The sequence below is a fragment of the Variovorax sp. LjRoot84 genome (genome assembly GCF_964254305.1).
Taxonomy (GTDB): Bacteria; Pseudomonadota; Gammaproteobacteria; order Burkholderiales; family Burkholderiaceae_C; genus Variovorax.
Genome location: NZ_CAXUTE020000001.1, coordinates 5,292,686 through 5,309,109 on the forward strand (window position 1 = coordinate 5,292,686; position 16,424 = coordinate 5,309,109).

The following is a 16,424-nucleotide window of genomic DNA, read 5'->3' on the forward strand; positions in this document are numbered from 1 at the left end:
GACTCTCCTTCTCTACCTGATTGTTATGTTGGGCGTTAAAACAAACGCCCGCCGGGTGCGGCGGGCGTTGCGCGGCGACGGGCGCGGGATTTACTTCTTCGCCGCGTAGTCTTCCATCGGCTTGTCGTTCGGATTCGCCCACGCGTTCTTGGTGGCGTCCGACAAGGCCAGGCCGATCTTGACGTTCGACGGCGGAATCGGCTGCAGGAACCACTTGTCCCAGAGCTTGTTGAGCTCGCCCGACTTGATCTGCGCCTTGATGCTGTCGTCGACCGCCTTCTTGAAGGCCGGGTCGTCCTTGCGGATCATGATCGCGATCGGCTCGACGCTCAGCACTTCGCCGACGATCTTGAAGTCGGCCGGCGTCTTCGCCTTGGCGATGTTGGAGGCGAGGATCGAGCCGTCCATCACGAAGGCATCGGCGCGGCCCGATTCGAGCAGCAGGAAGCTGTCGGAATGGTCCTTGCCGTAGAGCTCCTTGAAGTCGACGCCGGTGGCGCGCTCGTTCTTGCGCAGCGTCTGGACCGAGGTGGTGCCGGTGGTGGTGGCGACGGTCTTGCCGTTCAGGTCGGCGATCTTGGTGATGCCCGAGGTGGCCTTGACGGCGATGCGCACTTCCTCGACGTAGGTGGTGACGGCGAAAGCGACGTCCTTCTGGCGCGTGGCATTGTTGGTAGTGGAGCCGCACTCGATGTCGACGGTGCCGTTCTGCACCAGGGGAATGCGGTTCTGCGAGGTCACGGGCTGGTACTTGGTTTCCAGCTTCTTGCCGACAGCCTTCTCGAGGTCCTTGATGATGTTGGCGCAGATGTCGTAGTGGAAGCCGGTGTACTGGCCGCCGCCCAGCGTGTAGGAAAGTCCGGAAGATTCGCGCACCCCTTCGGTGATGCTGCCGGCGGCCTTGATCTTCGCCAGGGTGTCATTGGCTTGCGCGAAAGCGCCGCCAGCGGCCAACGCCATCACTGCCATTGCCAATACTTGCTTCTTCATTTGGAAAACTCCTGTGTGACTGAGAGAGATACGCCGAAATTCTAGACACTCGCATTCTGCGGGGTACCCGGGCCAACCCGGTGCGCCCTGCACCGATGACGGACACGCCGAGTGTGGCAGGAGTTCCGCACTGGTGCGCCGCATCGCATTGGTCTTGAGCGCATTCGACTAAGCAGCCTTTGTGCCCGAAGGCACGGCTAAAAAAAAGCACGCGCGTGGGCGTGCGTCAAAACCGTGTGCGACAGCAAAACTTGGGGCCAGACTGTAGGGCCGGCATCGCGCGCAGGCAAATGCGCAATGCGGAGATCGGCATGCCGCAGCGTCATAGATTGTGCAGTGCACAAATAACCCGGGCCTCGTTCAAGGCGCCGGCTGGGTCCCGACCAGATAGGCCCACAGCGCTTCGACCGTGCTCTTGGCCCGCGGGCCGGCGGCCTCGCTCTTGGCGCTGCGCGCACCAGCCTTGGCCGGCGCCGATGCGGCGGGCCGCTCGCGATAGGCGCGGATCTCCATCGTCGCCTCCAGGCTCTCGATCTCCGGCGGCAAGGCGCTCACCAGCGTGCGGGCGCGCACTTCCCTTCGCACCGCGCTCTGCGGCAGGAAGGCGATGCCGTGGCCTTCGAGCGCCATCACCTTGAGACCCTCGGCCATGTCGGTCTCGTAGACGCGATCGAGGTGGATGGCGGTGTCGGATTCCTTGAGCAGCTGGTCGACCACGCGGCCCAGGTAGGCGCCGGGCGCATAGCCCAGGTAAGGCAGCGGCTGGCCGGGCCGGCCCGGCAGGCGGTAGCGCGGCGCGCCGTCGGCATCGGGCTTGACCCAGGGCGCGACCACCTCCTGGCCAAGGCTCACCATCTCGTAGCGGGTGGCGTCCAGCGGCAGCGGCTGCGAGGGATGGTTGTAGGCGATCAGCAGATCGCAGCTGCCTTCGACCAGCCGCAACACCGCATCGTGCACGTTGAGCGCAATGAGCCGGCTCTTCATCGGCCCGAACTGTTCGCGCAGACTCGTGACCCAGGCCGGAAAGAAGGTGAAGGCCAGCGTGTGCGGCACCGCGAACTCGATCACGTCCTGCGCCGCGGCCGAGTGGCCGCGCAGCATGGCGCGCGTGCTTTGCAGCGCCTGCAGCATCTCGATGGCCTGGCCGTACAAGGTCTGGCCGGCGGGCGTGAGGCGCGTGGGGTAGGAGCTGCGGTCGACCAGGTCGGTGCCGGCCCAGCCTTCGAGCGCCTGGATGCGGCGCGAGAAGGCGGGCTGGGTCACGTGGCGCAATTGGGCCGAGCGGCTGAAGCTGCGGGTCTCGGCAAGGCTGACGAAGTCTTCAAGCCACTTGGTTTCCATGAAGGCTGATTATGTCTTTCCCTAAATAGGCGACACCACGCCGCGCCGCGCGAAGTGCCCTTCGGCATTGGCCATGAAGCGGTTCACCGAGGCCTGCGTCGCCTCGGGCGACCAGCCCGCCATGTGCGGCGTGAGCAGCACGTTGTCGAGCCCGATCAGCGGCTCGGGACGCTTCGGCTCGCTTTCGTAGACATCGAGGCCGGCGCCCGCGATGCGCTTTTCGCGCAGCGCCTTGGCGAGCGCCTCGGTGTCGATCACGCTGCCGCGCGAGATGTTGACCAGGAAGCCCTGAGGGCCGAGCACGTCGAGGATTTCGGCATCGACCATGTGCCGCGTGCCCGGCCCGCCCGGCGTCGCGATCATCAGCACGTCGGCCCAGGCGGCCAGCGCCTTCAGGCTGTCGAAGTAGCGGTGCGCCGCGTCCTCGCGCGGCTTGCGGTTGTGGTAGCCGATCTCCATGTCGAAGCCCGCGGCGCGCTTGGCGATCTTCTGGCCGATGGTGCCCAGGCCCAGGATGCCGAGACGCTTGCCCGAGACATTGGGCGGCTGCGGAATCTCTTCGCGCCATATGCCCTCGCGGCATTGCCGGTCGAGCGTGCGGATGCCGCGCACCGCACCGATCAAGAGGCCGAAGGCGTGGTCGGCCACGCAGTCGTCGTTGGTGCCGGCGCCGTTGGCGAGCGCAATGCCGCGCGCACGGGCCGCCTCGAGCGGGAGGCCTTCGTAGCCGGCGCCCATCGCGCAGATGAGCTCGACCTTCGGCATCGCCGCCAGCTCCTGGGGCGTGAGGCCGATCACGCCGATGGTCAGCACGGCGCGGAACTCCGCGCCCTGCGCGGCGATGGCGGCCGCGCGCTCGGCCTTGGTGGGCGCGTAGCTCATGTCGTAGACCGCGGCAATCTGGGCCTGGTGGGCGCTCGAAAGGCTGTTGAGCACCAGCAGGGGAATCTTCTCGGACATTCTCGAATCGCTCCTGGATCGGTAAAAAGAGTTCAAAGAACGGGCTGGGCCTCGATCTTCTGCAAGGTCCACATCTGCGCGTACTTGCCCTGCTGCGCGAGCAGGGCCGCATGCGTGCCGCGCTCGACGATCACGCCGCCCTCGAGCACGAGGATCTCGTGCGCATCGACCACCGTCGAAAGACGGTGCGCGATCACCAGCGTGGTCTTGTTCTGCGCCGCGCTCTTGAGCTCGGACTGGATCGCGCGCTCGTTGGCCGAATCGAGCGCCGAGGTGGCCTCGTCGAAGATCACGATCGGCGGGTTCTTCAGCAGCGTGCGCGCGATCGCCACGCGCTGCTTCTCGCCGCCCGAGAGCTTGAGGCCGCGCTCGCCGACGGTGGTTTCGTAGCCCTTGGGCGTGGCGGCGATGAAGTCGTGGATACGCGCTGCGCGGGCGGCCTCCTCGACCTCGACGCGGCTTGCGCCCGGCCGACCGTAGGCGATGTTGTATTCGACGGTGTCGTTGAAGAGCACGGTGTCCTGCGGCACGATGCCGATGGCCTGCCGCACGCTGGCCTGCGTGACCTGGCGGATGTCTTCGCCGCCGATGCAAATTCGCCCCTGCTGTACGTCGTAGAAGCGGTAGAGGAGTCGAGCCAGCGTCGACTTGCCCGAGCCCGAGGGACCGACCACGGCCACCGTCTTGCCCGCCGGGATCTCGAAGCTCACATGCTTCAAGATCGGCCGCGCGGCTTCGTAGGCGAAGCTCACGTCCTCGAAGCGCACGGTCGAATCGGTGCCGGCCAGGGGCTTCGCGTCGGGCGCATCGCGCACCTCGCGCTCCTTTTCCATCAGCACGAACATCTTGTCGAGGTCGGTCAGGCTCTGCTTGATCTCGCGGTAGATCACGCCCAGGAAGTTGAGCGGGATGTAGAGCTGGATCATGAAGGCGTTGACCATCACCAGGTCGCCCAAGGTCATGCGCCCGTCGACCACGCCGGCCGTCGCGCGCCACAGCATCAGCACCAGGCTGACCGCGATCAACAGCTGCTGGCCGGTATTGAGCATGGAGAGCGTGCGCTGGCTCTTGATGGCGGCCTTTCGATAGCGGTCCAGGCTGGCGTCGTAACGTCCGGCCTCGAACTCCTCGTTGTTGAAGTACTTGACGGTCTCGTAGTTCAAGAGCGAATCGACGGCGCGGCTCTGCGCCACCGAGTCGAGCTCGTTCATGGTCTTGCGGAACTGCGTGCGCCACTCCGTCACCGTGACGGTGAAGACGATGTAGAGCACCAGCGCGACCGCGGTGATCCAGACGAAGAGCGCGTCGAACTTGACGCCCAGGATGGTCAGCACCAGCGTCAGCTCGATGATGGTCGGCACGATGCTGTAGAGCGACATCGAGATCAGCGAATGCACGCCGCGCGTGCCGCGCTCGATGTCGCGCGTCATGCCGCCGGTCTGCCGCTCGAGGTGGAAGCGCAGCGACAGCGCATGCAGGTGGCGGAACACCTCCAGCGAGATGCTGCGCGCCGCGCCCTCGGTCGCCTTGGCGAAGACCAGCTCGCGCAGCTCGCCGAACAGCGAGGTCGAGAAGCGCAGCAATCCGTAGGCCACCAGCAGCGCGATCGGCACCACCAGCAGCGCCTGCGCCATGTCGGGCTTGGGCGTCATGGTGTCGACCAGGTTCTTGAGCAGCACCGGCACGCCGACGTTGGCCACCTTGGCGCCCACCATGAAGGCGAGCGCGGCCATCACGCGCCACTTGTAGCGCCAGAGGTAGGGGAACAGGCGGCGCAGCGTGGCCCAGTCGGAGCGGTCGCCGCGCGCGGGCTGGCCCGCAGAGACGGGGTGGGGAGAGGAAAGGGCTTCGCCGCTGCGGCGCATCGGAGACAATCGTGGCTGTTTGTTGTTCTCAGATTGTGCCCATGTCCGAATCTCCAAGTGCCAATGTGGCCGCCACCCTCAAGAGCCTGCCCGCCGACATGGAGCTGGTGCTCAAGGTGATTCCGCTGCCGGCCGACGTCAACGCCAACGGCGACATCTTCGGCGGCTGGGTCATGGCCCAGTGCGACCTGGCCGGCTCCGTCATCCCGGCCCGCTACGCCAAGGGCCGGATGGCCACCGTCGCGGTCAACGAGTTCATCTTCAAGCAGCCGGTGCGGCTGGGCGACATCCTGTCCTTCTATTCGAAGCTGGTGCGCATCGGGCGCACCTCGGTCACCGTCACGGTCGAGGTGTTCGCCGAGCGCTTCAAGGCGCAGGGCGAGTACATCAAGGTGACCGAGGCCACCTTCACTTACGTCGCGATCGACGACAACGGGCGGCCGAGGCCGATCGTCAAGGACTGATCGGCAACGCTGCGAGGTGGTCACGATTGTGACCACCTCACAGACACGACAGCGCACCAGAGGTCGCCTGACCTCAGATCTTCGAGAAATCCGGCCGCCGCTTTTCCATGAAGGCCGTGAAGGCCTCTCGCGCCGCCGGCTCGCGCAGCATGCGGCCGAAGCTCTGGCCTTCTTCGCCCATGCGTTCGAGCACGGCCGACTGCTGCGACTTCTTCATCAGGCGCTTGGTTTCGATCAGCGCCGTGAGCGGCTTGGCCGCCAGCTTGCGCGCCTGCGCCTGGGCGATGGCGTTGGCCTCGGTGGGCGGCACCACGCGGTTGACCAGGCCGACTTCGAGCGCCGCCTCGGCCATGAAGGGCTCGCCCAGGAGCAGCGCCTCGGCCGCGCGGTGGTAGCCCAGCATCTGCGGCACCAGCAGGCTGGAGGCCGCCTCGGGGCACAGGCCCAGGTTGACGAAGGGCATCGAGAAGGCCGCGTTGTCGCCCGCGTAGACCAGGTCGCAATGGAACAGCATCGTGGTGCCGATGCCCACGGCCGGACCGCAGACCGCGGCCACGATCGGCTTCGGGAAGGTTGCGATGCCGTGCAGGAAGCGAAACACGGGCGAATCCGGCGTCGAAGGCGGGGCGTCCAGGAAATCGCCGATGTCATTGCCGGCGCTGAAGATGGTGGCGTCGCCCTGGATCAGCACGGCGCGCACCGCGCCGTCTTGCTCAGCCTTGACCAGCGCATCGGCGAGCTCGGCGTACATCGCGCGGGTGATGGAGTTCTTCTTGTCGAGACGGTTGAAGGTGAGGGTCATCACACCGGCTTCGGTGTGGACGAGGATGTCGCTCATGGGAGTTCCTTGCTGCAAAGAAGTAAGTATCAATAGTTCCACCGCGCTGCGCACGACCCGCAGCGCAGGAAACCGTCGCGGTCGATTCGGGGAACACCGCGGAACCGGCTCTGCCGGGCCGCTGGTGTTGCCCCCGGCGAGGGGGTTGGCGTAGCGACACGAAGTGCGCCAAGCCTGGGGGTGTGCTTCATACCAGCGCCTCGCGTACGAAATCGAGCCGGTCCTGGCCCCAGAACATCTGGTCGCCGACGAACATGGTAGGGGCACCGAAGACGCCGCGCGCCACCGCCTCCTGCGTCGCGGCCTTGAGGCGGTCCTTGACCTCCTGCGCATTGGCCAGCGCGATCATCGATGCCGGGTCGAAGCCGGCATCGGCCAGGGCGGCAGCGAGCGTGGCCGGGTCGTTGAGATTGCGCGGCTCGACCCACATCGCGTGGTACACGGCATCGACGTACGCGCGAAAGCGCTCCGGCTCGCGCATCTGCATGCCGGTGGCGCCGCGCATCAGCAGCAGCGTGTTGATCGGAAAATAAGGGTTCTGCTGCAACGGCACGCCGTAGCGCCGAGCGAAACGTGCCAGGTCCTCGAACACGTACGGGCCCTTGGCCGGAATGGCGGCCGGCGACTGGTTGCCGGTGGCCTGGAACACGCCGCCCAGCAGCATCGGCTTCCACACCAGCTCGGCGCCGGCGTCGGCGCACAGGTGCGGCAACTGGGTGGCGGCCAGGTACGAGGCGGGGCTGCCGAAGTCGAAATAGAACTCGACCGATCGCGTCGTCGTCATACCGGTCTCCTCAGAACTTCTCGGACCACGGGCGCAGATCGAGCTCGTGGGTCCAGGCATCGCGCGGCTGCGCGTGCAGCATCCAGTAGGCATCGGCGATGTGCTCGGGGTTGAGGATGCCGTCTTCCGTCTTCAACGCATAGCGCTCGGGGAAATTGCTGCGGATGAACTCGGTGTCGATGGCGCCGTCGATCACCGTGTGCGCCACGTGGATGCCGCGCGGCCCGAGCTCGCGCGCCATGCTCTGGGCCAGCGCGCGCAGCGCCATCTTGGCACCGGAGAAGGCGGCGAAGTTGGCGCTGCCGCGCAGCGAGGCCGTGGCGCCGGTGAAGAGGATGGTGCCGCGCCCGCGCGCCACCATGCGCTTGGCGACTTCGCGTCCGTTCAGGAAACCGGAGAAGCAGGCCATCTCCCAGACCTTGAAGTACTTGCGCGCGGTCTCGGTCAGGATGCTCTCGGGCACGTTGGCGCCGATGTTGAACACCAGCACCTCGATCGGCCCGATGCTCGACTCGATCTGCTCGACCAGCGCGACGACCTCCTCTTCCTTGCGCGCATCGCTGGCAAAGGCATGCGCAGTGCCGCCTTCGGCTTCGATCTGCGCGACCAGCGGCTGCAGTTTGTCGAGGCTGCGGCGCGTGACGCAGGCCGCATAGCCCGCGCGCGCGAAGCGGCGGGCGATCGCGCCGCCGGTGGCATCGCCGGCGCCGACGATCAAGGCTGCTCTGCTGGCCGTCATAGTCATTCCTTGAAGTAGACGATCTGATTGCTGGTGGCGAGCAGCGCGCCCGATTCGCTCCACAGCTGCGCCGACTGGTCGAAATAGCCGTTCTGGAACTGTTGCCCCGTCGCGCGGCCCAGCAGGTAGCCGTGGCCTACCTCCGCCAGGTGCCTCGCGTCGGCATGGAAGTAGGTCGTGATCGACACCGTGCCGATCGGCACCGGCTTGGCGCGGCGCAGCCAGACGCGCGGGTAGAAGGTGTCGCTCAAGGCTGCGAGCGAGGCGAAGTCGAGCGGACGCGGCTCTGCATCCCGCAGCCACATGCGCGTTTCGCTGTGATCGCCGCTGCCGTCCCACTTGGCTGGAATCGCGCCGCTGATCGGACGCATTTCGTACTGCGAGATCCAGGCCACGCGCGCGGGGCCGATGCTCAGGCGCTCGACCTCTTCGGGCGACGGCACCTCGGGCATCGGCAGATCGTTGGCGCCCCAGGTCTCGCGGCGCAGTGCCGTGACCGCCGTCGCGGTGGTCGTGACATGCGGCTGGCCGTCGGCGCCGGCCTGCGACATCTGCATGGTCCAGTGCTGCGTCGAGCGGTTGGTGCGCACCGGTATCGCCAGCACCTCGAAAGCGCCTGCCTCCAGCGCCGCGGCGTAGTTCACCGTGAGCGCCACCGGCGCGCCCAGCAGTTCGGGATGCTTCAGCACCGACTGCAGCATCACCGCCGCGGTCGTGCCGCCGAAGGGCCCGACCATGTTCCAGTAGTCCGGGCTCGTGGCACCGGTGAAAAGCCCGGCGCGGATGTCGCTGTGCGCGAGCGCGAGGGCCTTGTCCAGAGGATGTATGCTCATGATCGTCGCAGTGTGCCTCCGTGACCTTGGCTTATGCAGTCGTGTGCGGGACGCCCGATGGCGCTGTAGAAGTCAGCGCCGCGAGCCGGTGCAGGCTGTCGGCCAGGCGCGGCCACAGGCTCAGGCTGAACTGCTCGCGGAAGAAGCCGAAATGCCCGATGTGGCGGGCTTGCACGTCGGCCGGCGCGATGCGCTGCATCGCGCGCGGCGCGCCAGCGTAGAAGCTCAGCAGGCTCTCGGTGCCTTCGAGCGTCATGAGTTCATCGTCGGTCATCGACAGGGCCAGCACCGGGAAGCGCACGCGCTCGTAGCTGCGGGCGGCCGCAGCGCCTTCGGCGCCGACGCTGTAGCGCGGGTTCAGGCACCAGCGCCGCCACTGCAGGATCACGCCGCGCGGCAGGTCGCCCACCTTCTTGAGCTTGCGACCCGGAAAGTAGCCCCAGAGCCGCGTCGCCAGCGGCACCAGGAAGAACCAGAAGTAGAGGATGCTGCGCTTGAGACGCGGCGCGTTCTCGCGCCAGTAGCCGCTGCCCGCCGCGATGCTGATGAGGCCGTCGACCTGCTGCGGCCGCTCGAGAAAACCCGGCAGCTGCGCGCCCAGGCTGTGTCCCAGCAGGTAGAGCGGCCGGTCGGAGCGCGCGGCCTTGGCGGCGTCGATCACGGCCTCGTAGTCGCGCGCCCAATCGAACAGGTCGGCCTCGAAACCGCGCAACGAGCCGCCGGCCGTCGCCGGCCGCGAATCGCCCGAGCCGCGGTAGTCGAAGGTCCAGACGCTGAGGCCCTCCTGCGTCAGCCAGCGGGCAAAAGGTTCATAGAAGGCCTGGCGCACGCCCATCGCGCCGCCGATCACGACGCTGGCGCGCTGCGGGCCGATGGGCTCGTAGATCCGCAGCGCGAGCTGCGTGCCGTCGTCAAGCTGCAATGTCTCTTGTCTCACGCTTGTCTCCTTGTTTTCTTTTCGAGCAAGCACCGGCCCGGACGTCAGACGCGTTCAAAAATCCCGGCAGCGCCCTGCCCCATGCCCACGCACATCGTGACCATGCCGTACTTGAGTTTCTTGCGCTGCAGCGCATGGACCACGGTCGCCGACCGGATGGCGCCGGTCGCGCCCAACGGATGGCCCAGCGCGATCGCGCCGCCCATCGGATTGACCTTGGCCGGGTCCAGGCCCAGCGTGTTGATCACCGCCAGCGACTGCGCGGCGAAGGCTTCGTTGAGCTCGATCCAGTCGATCGCGTCCTGCGTGAGTCCGGCATAGCGCAGCGCCGCCGGAATCGCCTCGATCGGGCCGATGCCCATGATGTGCGGCGGCACGCCCTTGCTCGCGAAGCTCACGAAGCGCGCGAGCGGCTTGAGGTCGAACTGCTTGCAGGCCTTCTCGCTCGCGAGGATCAGCGCGCCCGCGCCGTCGGAAGTCTGCGAGCTGTTGCCCGCCGTGACCGAGCCGCGCGCGGCGAACACGGTGCGCAGTTTGGCCAGGCCTTCGAGGCTGGTGTCGGGGCGCGCGCCTTCGTCGAGGTTCACGGTGCGGGTCTTGGGCGTGGCCTCGCCGGTCTCGAGGTTCGGCGCGCGGTCCGTCACCTCAATGGGCGTGATCTCGGCGGCGAACTCGCCGGCCTGCTGCGCGGCCAGCGCACGCTGGTGCGACTGCAGCGCGAAGGCATCCTGCGCCTCGCGGCTCACCTTCCACTGCTGCGCCACCTTCTCGGCCGTGAGGCCCATGCCGTAGGCGATGCCGACGTCGCCGTCGCGCTCGAAGATCGATGGCGACAGCGAGGGCGAGTTGCCCATCATCGGCACCATGCTCATGCTCTCGACGCCGGCCGCGATCATCACCTCGGCCTCGCCGACGCGGATGCGGTCGGCCGCCATCTGCACCGCCGACAGGCCGGAGGCGCAGAAACGGTTGACCGTGATGCCGCCGATGCTGGTCGGCAGGCCCGCGAGCACGGCGCCGATGCGCGCGACGTTGAGGCCCTGCTGCGCCTCGGGAATCGCACAGCCGCAGATGATGTCCTCGATCGCCTTCGGATCGAGCCCCGGCACCGCCGCGAGCGCCGCCTTCAGGGTGGTCGCGAGCAGATCGTCGGGACGCATGTTGCGGAAGAAGCCGCGGTGCGAGCGGCCGATGGGGGTGCGGGTGGCGGAGACGATGTAGGCGTCTTGAAGTTGTTTCATGGAGGATGCTCCTTCTGGGTATTACTTAGTTGCGTAGCGGCTTGCCCGTCGAAAGCATCCCCATGATTCGCTCCTGCGTCTTCGGATGCAGGATCAGCGAGCAGAAGGCCTTGCGCTCCAGCGCCATCAGGTATTCCTCCGTGACCAGGCTGCCGGCATCGACGTCGCCACCGGTCACCACGCCTGCGATCAGGCCCGCGATGTGGAAGTCGTGCTCGCTGATGAAGCCGCCGTCGCGCATGTTGACCAGTTGCCCCTTGATGGTGGCGGCGCCGCTGCGGCCCGCGACCTTGAATTGACGGCGCAGCGGCGCGCGCCAGCCGGCGTCGGCCATGGCCTTGGCCTGCTGCAATGCGACGTAGAGCAGCTCGTCCTTGTTGGGCACGATCACGTCGCTCTCGAGCAGATAGCCCAGCTTCTTCGATTCCAGCGCGCTGGTGCCGACCTTGGCCATGGCCGCGGCGGTGAAGCCTTCGGTCAGGAAGGGCAGCAGGTCGGTGCCGGTGGAGGCTTCGGCGTTCTCGGCCGCACGGCGCGCGATGTAGGTCAGGCCGCCGGCGCCGGGCACCAGGCCCACGCCGACTTCGACCAGGCCGATGTAGCTTTCCATCGCCGCGACGCGCTTGGCCGAGTGGATGGCCAGCTCGCAGCCGCCGCCCAGCGCCATGCCGCGCACGGCCGAGACGACCGGCACGCCGGCATAGCGGATCTTGAGCATCACGTTCTGCAGCTCTTCTTCCGCCCCCTCGACCGCGCCGATGCCCGCGACCACGAAGGCCGGCAGCATCGCCTGCAGGTCGGCGCCGACCGAGAACATCTCGTCGGGGGACCAGATCACCATCGCCTTGTATTCGCGCTCGGCGAGATCGACGCCCGCGGCCAGCGCATCGGCGACGTCGGGGCTGATGGCGTGCATCTTCGAATGGATGCTCGCGATCAGCACCTCGCCGTCGAGCGTCCAGAGGCGCACGTCCCCTTCGTCCTGGATCGTGGTGCCGGCCTTGTTGGCGTCCGGCGCATTGCTGCCCAGCACGCTCTCGGGGAACAGCTGGCGTTCATGCACGGGCAGGCGGCGCGGCGCGATGAACTTGCTCTGCGATGCGCTCCACGAACCTTCGGGCGTGTGCACGCCACCCGCTTGTGCGACCGGACCTTCGAACACCCAGGAGGGCAGCGGCGCAGTGGAGAGCGCCTCGCCGGCATCGATGTCTTCCTGGATCCACTTGGCGACCTGCGCCCAGCCGGCCTCCTGCCACAGCTCGAAGGGGCCCTGCTTCATGCCGAAGCCCCAGCGCATCGCGAAGTCGACGTCGCGCGCACTCTCGGCGATGGTCGCGAGGTGCACGGCCGCGTAGTGGAAGCTGTCGCGCAGGATGGCCCAGAGGAAGCGGCCCTGCGCGCCTTCGCTTTCGCGCAGCAGCTTCAAGCGCTCCGGCGCCGGCTTCTTGAGCATGCGGCCGTAGACCTCGTCGGCCTTGTCGCCCGAAGGCACGTACTCGCCCTTGGCGAGGTCGAAGCGCAGGATGTCGCGACCGGCCTTCTTGTAGAAGCCGGCCTTGGTCTTCTGCCCCAGGTTGCCGAGTTCCAGCAGCTTGGCCAGCACCGGCGGCGTCGCGAAGTTGCCGTAGAAGGGATCGGTCTGCGCACTCAGGTTGTCCTGCAGCGTCTTGACCACGTGGGCCATGGTGTCCAGGCCCACCACGTCGGCGGTGCGGAAGGTGCCCGAGCTCGCGCGGCCCAGCTTCTTGCCGGTGAGGTCGTCCACCACGTCGGGCGTGAGGTCGAACTTCTCGACTTCCTTCAGGGTCGCGAGCATGCCGGCGATGCCGACGCGGTTCGCGATGAAGTTGGGCGTGTCGTGCGCGCGCACCACGCCCTTGCCGAGCGTGCTGGTGACGAAGGCTTCCAACTGGTCCAGCACCCCGGGCTCGGTGGTCGGCGTGTTGATCAGCTCGACCAGGAACATGTAGCGCGGCGGGTTGAAGAAGTGGATGCCGCAGAAGCGCGGCTTCAGCGCCTCGGGCAGCGCCTCGCTGAGCTTGGTGACCGAGAGGCCCGAGGTGTTCGAGGCCAGGATCGCGTGCTTGGCGACATGCGGCGCGATCTTCTTGTAGAGATCGAGCTTCCAGTCCATGCGCTCGGCAATGGCTTCGATCACCAGGTCGCACTCGCCGAGCTTGGCGAGGTCGTCTTCGTAGTTGGCCTGCTCGATCAGCGTCGCATCGGCCGCATCGCCCAGGGGTGCGGGCTTGAGCTTCTTGAGGTTGTCGATAGCGCGGCTCACGATGCCGTCCTTCGGACCCTCTTTTGCAGGCAGGTCGAACAAGACGACCGGCACGCGCACATTGACGAGATGGGCCGCGATCTGCGCGCCCATCACGCCGGCGCCGAGCACGGCGACCTTTTTCACTTGAAATCGGGACATGGAATTTCCAACAAATAGGTGTCTTACTGAACGCGAACCCAGGTCTGCGTGCGGCCGATGCCGAACACCGAGCCGCGCACTTCGAGCTTCTTGCCGCCGTCGATCGGCGTGAGCCGCAGCGTGTAGGTCTTGCCGTTTTCGGGGTCGAGGATCTTGCCGTCCTCCCAGACCTCCCTGCCCTCGGCCTTCTTCGCGCCGCGGATGATCTCGAGACCAAGCAGCGGCTTGCCCTTGCGGTCGTCGGTGCACTCGTCGCACACCGCATCCTGCTTCGCATCCTTGCGCAGCAGCTTCTCGATGCGGCCGTTGAGCGCGCCGCCCGACTCCGCGACGCGGATCTGCGACTTGGCTTCGTTCGTCTTGTCGTCGATGCTCTGCCAGACGCCGACGGGCGACATCTGCGCGAAAGCCGAGCTGGCCGACGCGAGTGCGATGGCTGCAAGAAGGCGCTTCATGATGCTTAGGCCAGGGCGGCGTCGGTGTTCATCAGCGGCGCGCTGCCGGTGCGCGCGGTGCGCATCAGCGTCGCGGTCTCGGGGAAGAGCTTGGCGAAGTAGAAGCGCGCGGTCTGCAGCTTGGCCTGGTAGAACGGATCGGTGCTGCCGGCCGCGATCTCGGCGAGCGCCACGCGCGCCATCAGCGCGAAGAAGTAGCCGAACACGAAGTGGCCCGCCACGCGCAGGTAGTCCACGGCCGCAGCGCCCACCTCGTCGGGATTCTGGAAACCCTTGAAGCCGATCTCGGTGGTGAACTTGGTGAGCTGTTCGCCCAGCACCGCGATCGGCGTGATGAACTCGCTCATCTTCTCGTTGACGCCTTCTTCCTCCACCAGCTTGGCGACCAGCTTGCCGAACTTCTTCAGCGTGGCGCCGTTGTTGCCCAGCACCTTGCGACCCAGCAGGTCCAGCGACTGAACGGTGTTGGTGCCCTCGTAGATCATGTTGATGCGGTTGTCGCGCACGAACTGCTCCATGCCCCATTCCTTGATGAAACCGTGGCCGCCGAAGACCTGCATGCAGGCGTTGGTCGAGATGTGGCCGTTGTCGGTGATGAAGGCCTTCACGATCGGCGTGAGCAGGGCGACGATCTCGCCCGAGTCCTTGCGCACCTTCTCGTCGGGATGGTGGTGCTCCTTGTCGAGCAAGAGCGTGCAGTAGATGGCCAGCGCGCGGCCGCCTTCGGCATAGGCCTTGGCGGTCATCAGCATCTTGCGCACGTCGGGATGGAAGATGATCGGATCGGCTTCCTTGTCCTTGGCCTTCACGCCCGAGAGCGAGCGCATCTGGATGCGGTCCTTCGCGTAAGCCAGCGCGTTCTGGAAAGCCACTTCGGTCAGGCCCAGCGACTGGTTGCCGACGCCCAGGCGAGCCGCGTTCATCATCACGAACATCGCGGCCAGGCCCTTGTTGGGCTCGCCGACCAGCGTGCCGGTGGCACCTTCGAGCACGATCTGCGCGGTGGCGTTGCCGTGGATGCCCATCTTGTGCTCGAGGCCGCCGCAGTAGATGCCGTTGCGGCTGCCGAGCGAACCGTCGGCCTTGACGTTGAACTTCGGCACGACGAACAGGCTGATGCCCTTGCTGCCCTTGGGCGCGTCCGGCAGGCGGCCCAGCACCAGGTGGATGATGTTGCCGGCCATGTCGTGCTCGCCGGCCGAGATGAAGATCTTGTTGCCGGTCAGCTTGTAGGTGCCGTCGGGCTGCGGCTCGGCCTTGGTGCGAAGCAGGCCGAGGTCGGTGCCGCAATGCGGCTCGGTCAGGCACATGGTGCCGGTCCATTCGCCGCTGGTGAGCTTGGGCAGGTAGGTCTTCTTCTGCTCGTCGGTGCCGTGCGCCACCAGCGCCTCGTACGCGCCGTGCGAGAGGCCCGGGTACATGGTCCAGGCCTGGTTGGCCGAGTTGAGCATTTCGTAGAAGCACTGGTTCACCACGAAAGGCAGGCCCTGGCCGCCGTATTGCGGATCGCACGACAGCGCCGCCCAGCCGCCTTCGACGTACTTGGCGTAGGCCTCCTTGAAGCCCTTGGGGGTCCTCACTTCATGCGTGCTCTTGTCGAGCACGCAGCCCTCTTCGTCGCCGTTGATGTTGAGCGGGAAGGTGACTTCGGCGGCGAACTTGCCGCCCTCTTCGAGCACCGCGTTGATGGTCTCGGCATCGACGTCGGCGTGCTTCGGGAGAACCTTGAGTTCTTCGGTGACCTTGAGCACTTCGTGCATCACGAACTGCATGTCGCGAAGGGGCGGGGTGTAGGCGGGCATGGAAAGGTCTCCAGGGAATAGAAAGAAAAAAGGAGAGGGTGAGCGGCTGCTTCAGCGCACGGTCTTGAGCCGGCGCGCAGACGGCGCGGTGTCGCCGGCCAGGGCCTCCGGCGTGGCGCAGCGCGCCAGGATGTTGTCGAAGCCCACGTTGGCGCGCGAGAGCGAATCGGGCGAGCGCAGGAAGCGCGCTTCGTAGTGCAGGGCCAGGATCAGCGCGTGGATCTCGAAGGAGATCTGCTTCGCATCGGCATCGGCGTGCAGGTGGCCTTCTTCCTGGGCCTGCATCACGGCGCGCAGCATGGCCGCGAGCCAGATGTTCACCGACTCGGCCAGCGCGTCGCGCACCGGGCCGGGCCGGTCGTCGAATTCGACCGCGCCGCTGATGTAGATGCAGCCCGAGTCGATCTCGGCCGAGGTGCGCTTCATCCAGTTGGCGAACAGCGCGCGCAGCCGCGGCAGGCCGCGCGGCGCCTGCAGGGCGGTATAGAAGACTTCCTGCTCGAAGCGCGCGTGGTACTCGCGCACCACCGAGATCTGCAGTTCCTCGCGCGAGCCGAAGTGGGCGAACACGCCCGACTTGCTCATCTGCGTGACCTCGGCCAGCGCGCCGATCGACAGGCCCTCCAGCCCGATCTGCGCGGCCAGGTTCAGCGCCGCATCGACGATGACGGCCTTGGTCTGCTGGCCTTTCTGGGGCGCGCGGGTGGCCTTGGGTGGAAGGTCGGTGGCGGGCATGGGGAAGGGCTTCGA

The 16,424-nt window shown here is 66.8% G+C and carries 15 protein-coding genes; 1 reads left to right on the forward strand and 14 read right to left on the reverse strand.

The features are described from left to right. Positions 1-90: 90 nt before the first annotated feature. From ACSQ9I_RS26155 to ACSQ9I_RS26170, 4 genes are all read right to left on the reverse strand, one after another. A complete protein-coding gene (locus ACSQ9I_RS26155; protein ID WP_436315003.1) occupies positions 91-990 on the reverse strand; it encodes an amino acid ABC transporter substrate-binding protein in 900 nt (299 codons plus the stop codon). A 360-nt stretch (positions 991-1,350) separates the two neighbouring features. Beyond that, positions 1,351-2,331, reverse strand: coding sequence for a LysR substrate-binding domain-containing protein (locus tag ACSQ9I_RS26160; RefSeq protein WP_436315005.1), 981 nt, complete (start codon positions 2,329-2,331; stop codon positions 1,351-1,353). A 21-nt stretch (positions 2,332-2,352) separates the two neighbouring features. Continuing rightward, positions 2,353-3,291, reverse strand: coding sequence for a 2-hydroxyacid dehydrogenase (locus ACSQ9I_RS26165; RefSeq protein WP_436315006.1), 939 nt, complete (start codon positions 3,289-3,291; stop codon positions 2,353-2,355). Between the two features lie 32 nt (positions 3,292-3,323). After that, positions 3,324-5,156, reverse strand: a complete 1,833-nt coding sequence (locus tag ACSQ9I_RS26170; protein ID WP_436315007.1) for an ABCB family ABC transporter ATP-binding protein/permease — start codon at positions 5,154-5,156, stop codon at positions 3,324-3,326. Between the two features lie 41 nt (positions 5,157-5,197). Here ACSQ9I_RS26170 and ACSQ9I_RS26175 point away from each other — a divergent pair, with 41 nt between their 5' ends. Continuing rightward, complete coding sequence (locus ACSQ9I_RS26175) at positions 5,198-5,620, forward strand: acyl-CoA thioesterase (protein ID WP_436305517.1); 423 nt, start codon at positions 5,198-5,200, stop codon at positions 5,618-5,620. A 73-nt stretch (positions 5,621-5,693) separates the two neighbouring features. Here ACSQ9I_RS26175 and ACSQ9I_RS26180 read toward each other — a convergent pair whose 3' ends face one another. The 10 genes from ACSQ9I_RS26180 to ACSQ9I_RS26225 all read right to left on the reverse strand — a co-directional run bounded on the left by ACSQ9I_RS26180 (position 5,694) and on the right by ACSQ9I_RS26225 (position 16,409). Beyond that, positions 5,694-6,458 carry an enoyl-CoA hydratase gene (locus ACSQ9I_RS26180; protein WP_093103887.1) on the reverse strand — a complete coding sequence of 255 codons (765 nt, stop codon included), beginning with the start codon at positions 6,456-6,458 and terminating at the stop codon, positions 5,694-5,696. Between the two features lie 187 nt (positions 6,459-6,645). Continuing rightward, positions 6,646-7,242: a 2-hydroxychromene-2-carboxylate isomerase gene (locus ACSQ9I_RS26185; protein WP_436315008.1), complete on the reverse strand. Its 597-nt coding sequence runs from the start codon at positions 7,240-7,242 to the stop codon at positions 6,646-6,648. A 10-nt stretch (positions 7,243-7,252) separates the two neighbouring features. Further along, a complete protein-coding gene (locus ACSQ9I_RS26190; protein WP_093103884.1) occupies positions 7,253-7,981 on the reverse strand; it encodes an SDR family oxidoreductase in 729 nt (242 codons plus the stop codon). 2 nt (positions 7,982-7,983) lie between these two features. After that, positions 7,984-8,814 (reverse strand): acyl-CoA thioesterase, encoded by an 831-nt coding sequence (locus ACSQ9I_RS26195; RefSeq protein WP_436315009.1) that lies wholly within the window; start codon positions 8,812-8,814, stop codon positions 7,984-7,986. Between the two features lie 31 nt (positions 8,815-8,845). After that, on the reverse strand, positions 8,846-9,751 hold the full coding sequence (locus ACSQ9I_RS26200) for an alpha/beta hydrolase family protein (protein ID WP_436293689.1): 906 nt from the start codon (positions 9,749-9,751) through the stop codon (positions 8,846-8,848). A gap of 44 nt (positions 9,752-9,795) precedes the next feature. Then, positions 9,796-10,992: an acetyl-CoA C-acyltransferase gene (locus ACSQ9I_RS26205; RefSeq protein WP_436305522.1), complete on the reverse strand. Its 1,197-nt coding sequence runs from the start codon at positions 10,990-10,992 to the stop codon at positions 9,796-9,798. A gap of 25 nt (positions 10,993-11,017) precedes the next feature. After that, complete coding sequence (locus ACSQ9I_RS26210; protein WP_436315011.1) at positions 11,018-13,417, reverse strand: 3-hydroxyacyl-CoA dehydrogenase/enoyl-CoA hydratase family protein; 2,400 nt, start codon at positions 13,415-13,417, stop codon at positions 11,018-11,020. 23 nt (positions 13,418-13,440) lie between these two features. Further along, positions 13,441-13,872, reverse strand: coding sequence for a DUF2147 domain-containing protein (locus ACSQ9I_RS26215; RefSeq protein WP_436315012.1), 432 nt, complete (start codon positions 13,870-13,872; stop codon positions 13,441-13,443). Between the two features lie 5 nt (positions 13,873-13,877). Continuing rightward, on the reverse strand, positions 13,878-15,674 hold the full coding sequence (locus ACSQ9I_RS26220) for an acyl-CoA dehydrogenase C-terminal domain-containing protein (protein ID WP_436315013.1): 1,797 nt from the start codon (positions 15,672-15,674) through the stop codon (positions 13,878-13,880). Between the two features lie 51 nt (positions 15,675-15,725). Then, positions 15,726-16,409, reverse strand: coding sequence for a TetR/AcrR family transcriptional regulator (locus ACSQ9I_RS26225; protein ID WP_436293694.1), 684 nt, complete (start codon positions 16,407-16,409; stop codon positions 15,726-15,728). Between the last annotated feature and the right edge of the window lie 15 nt (positions 16,410-16,424).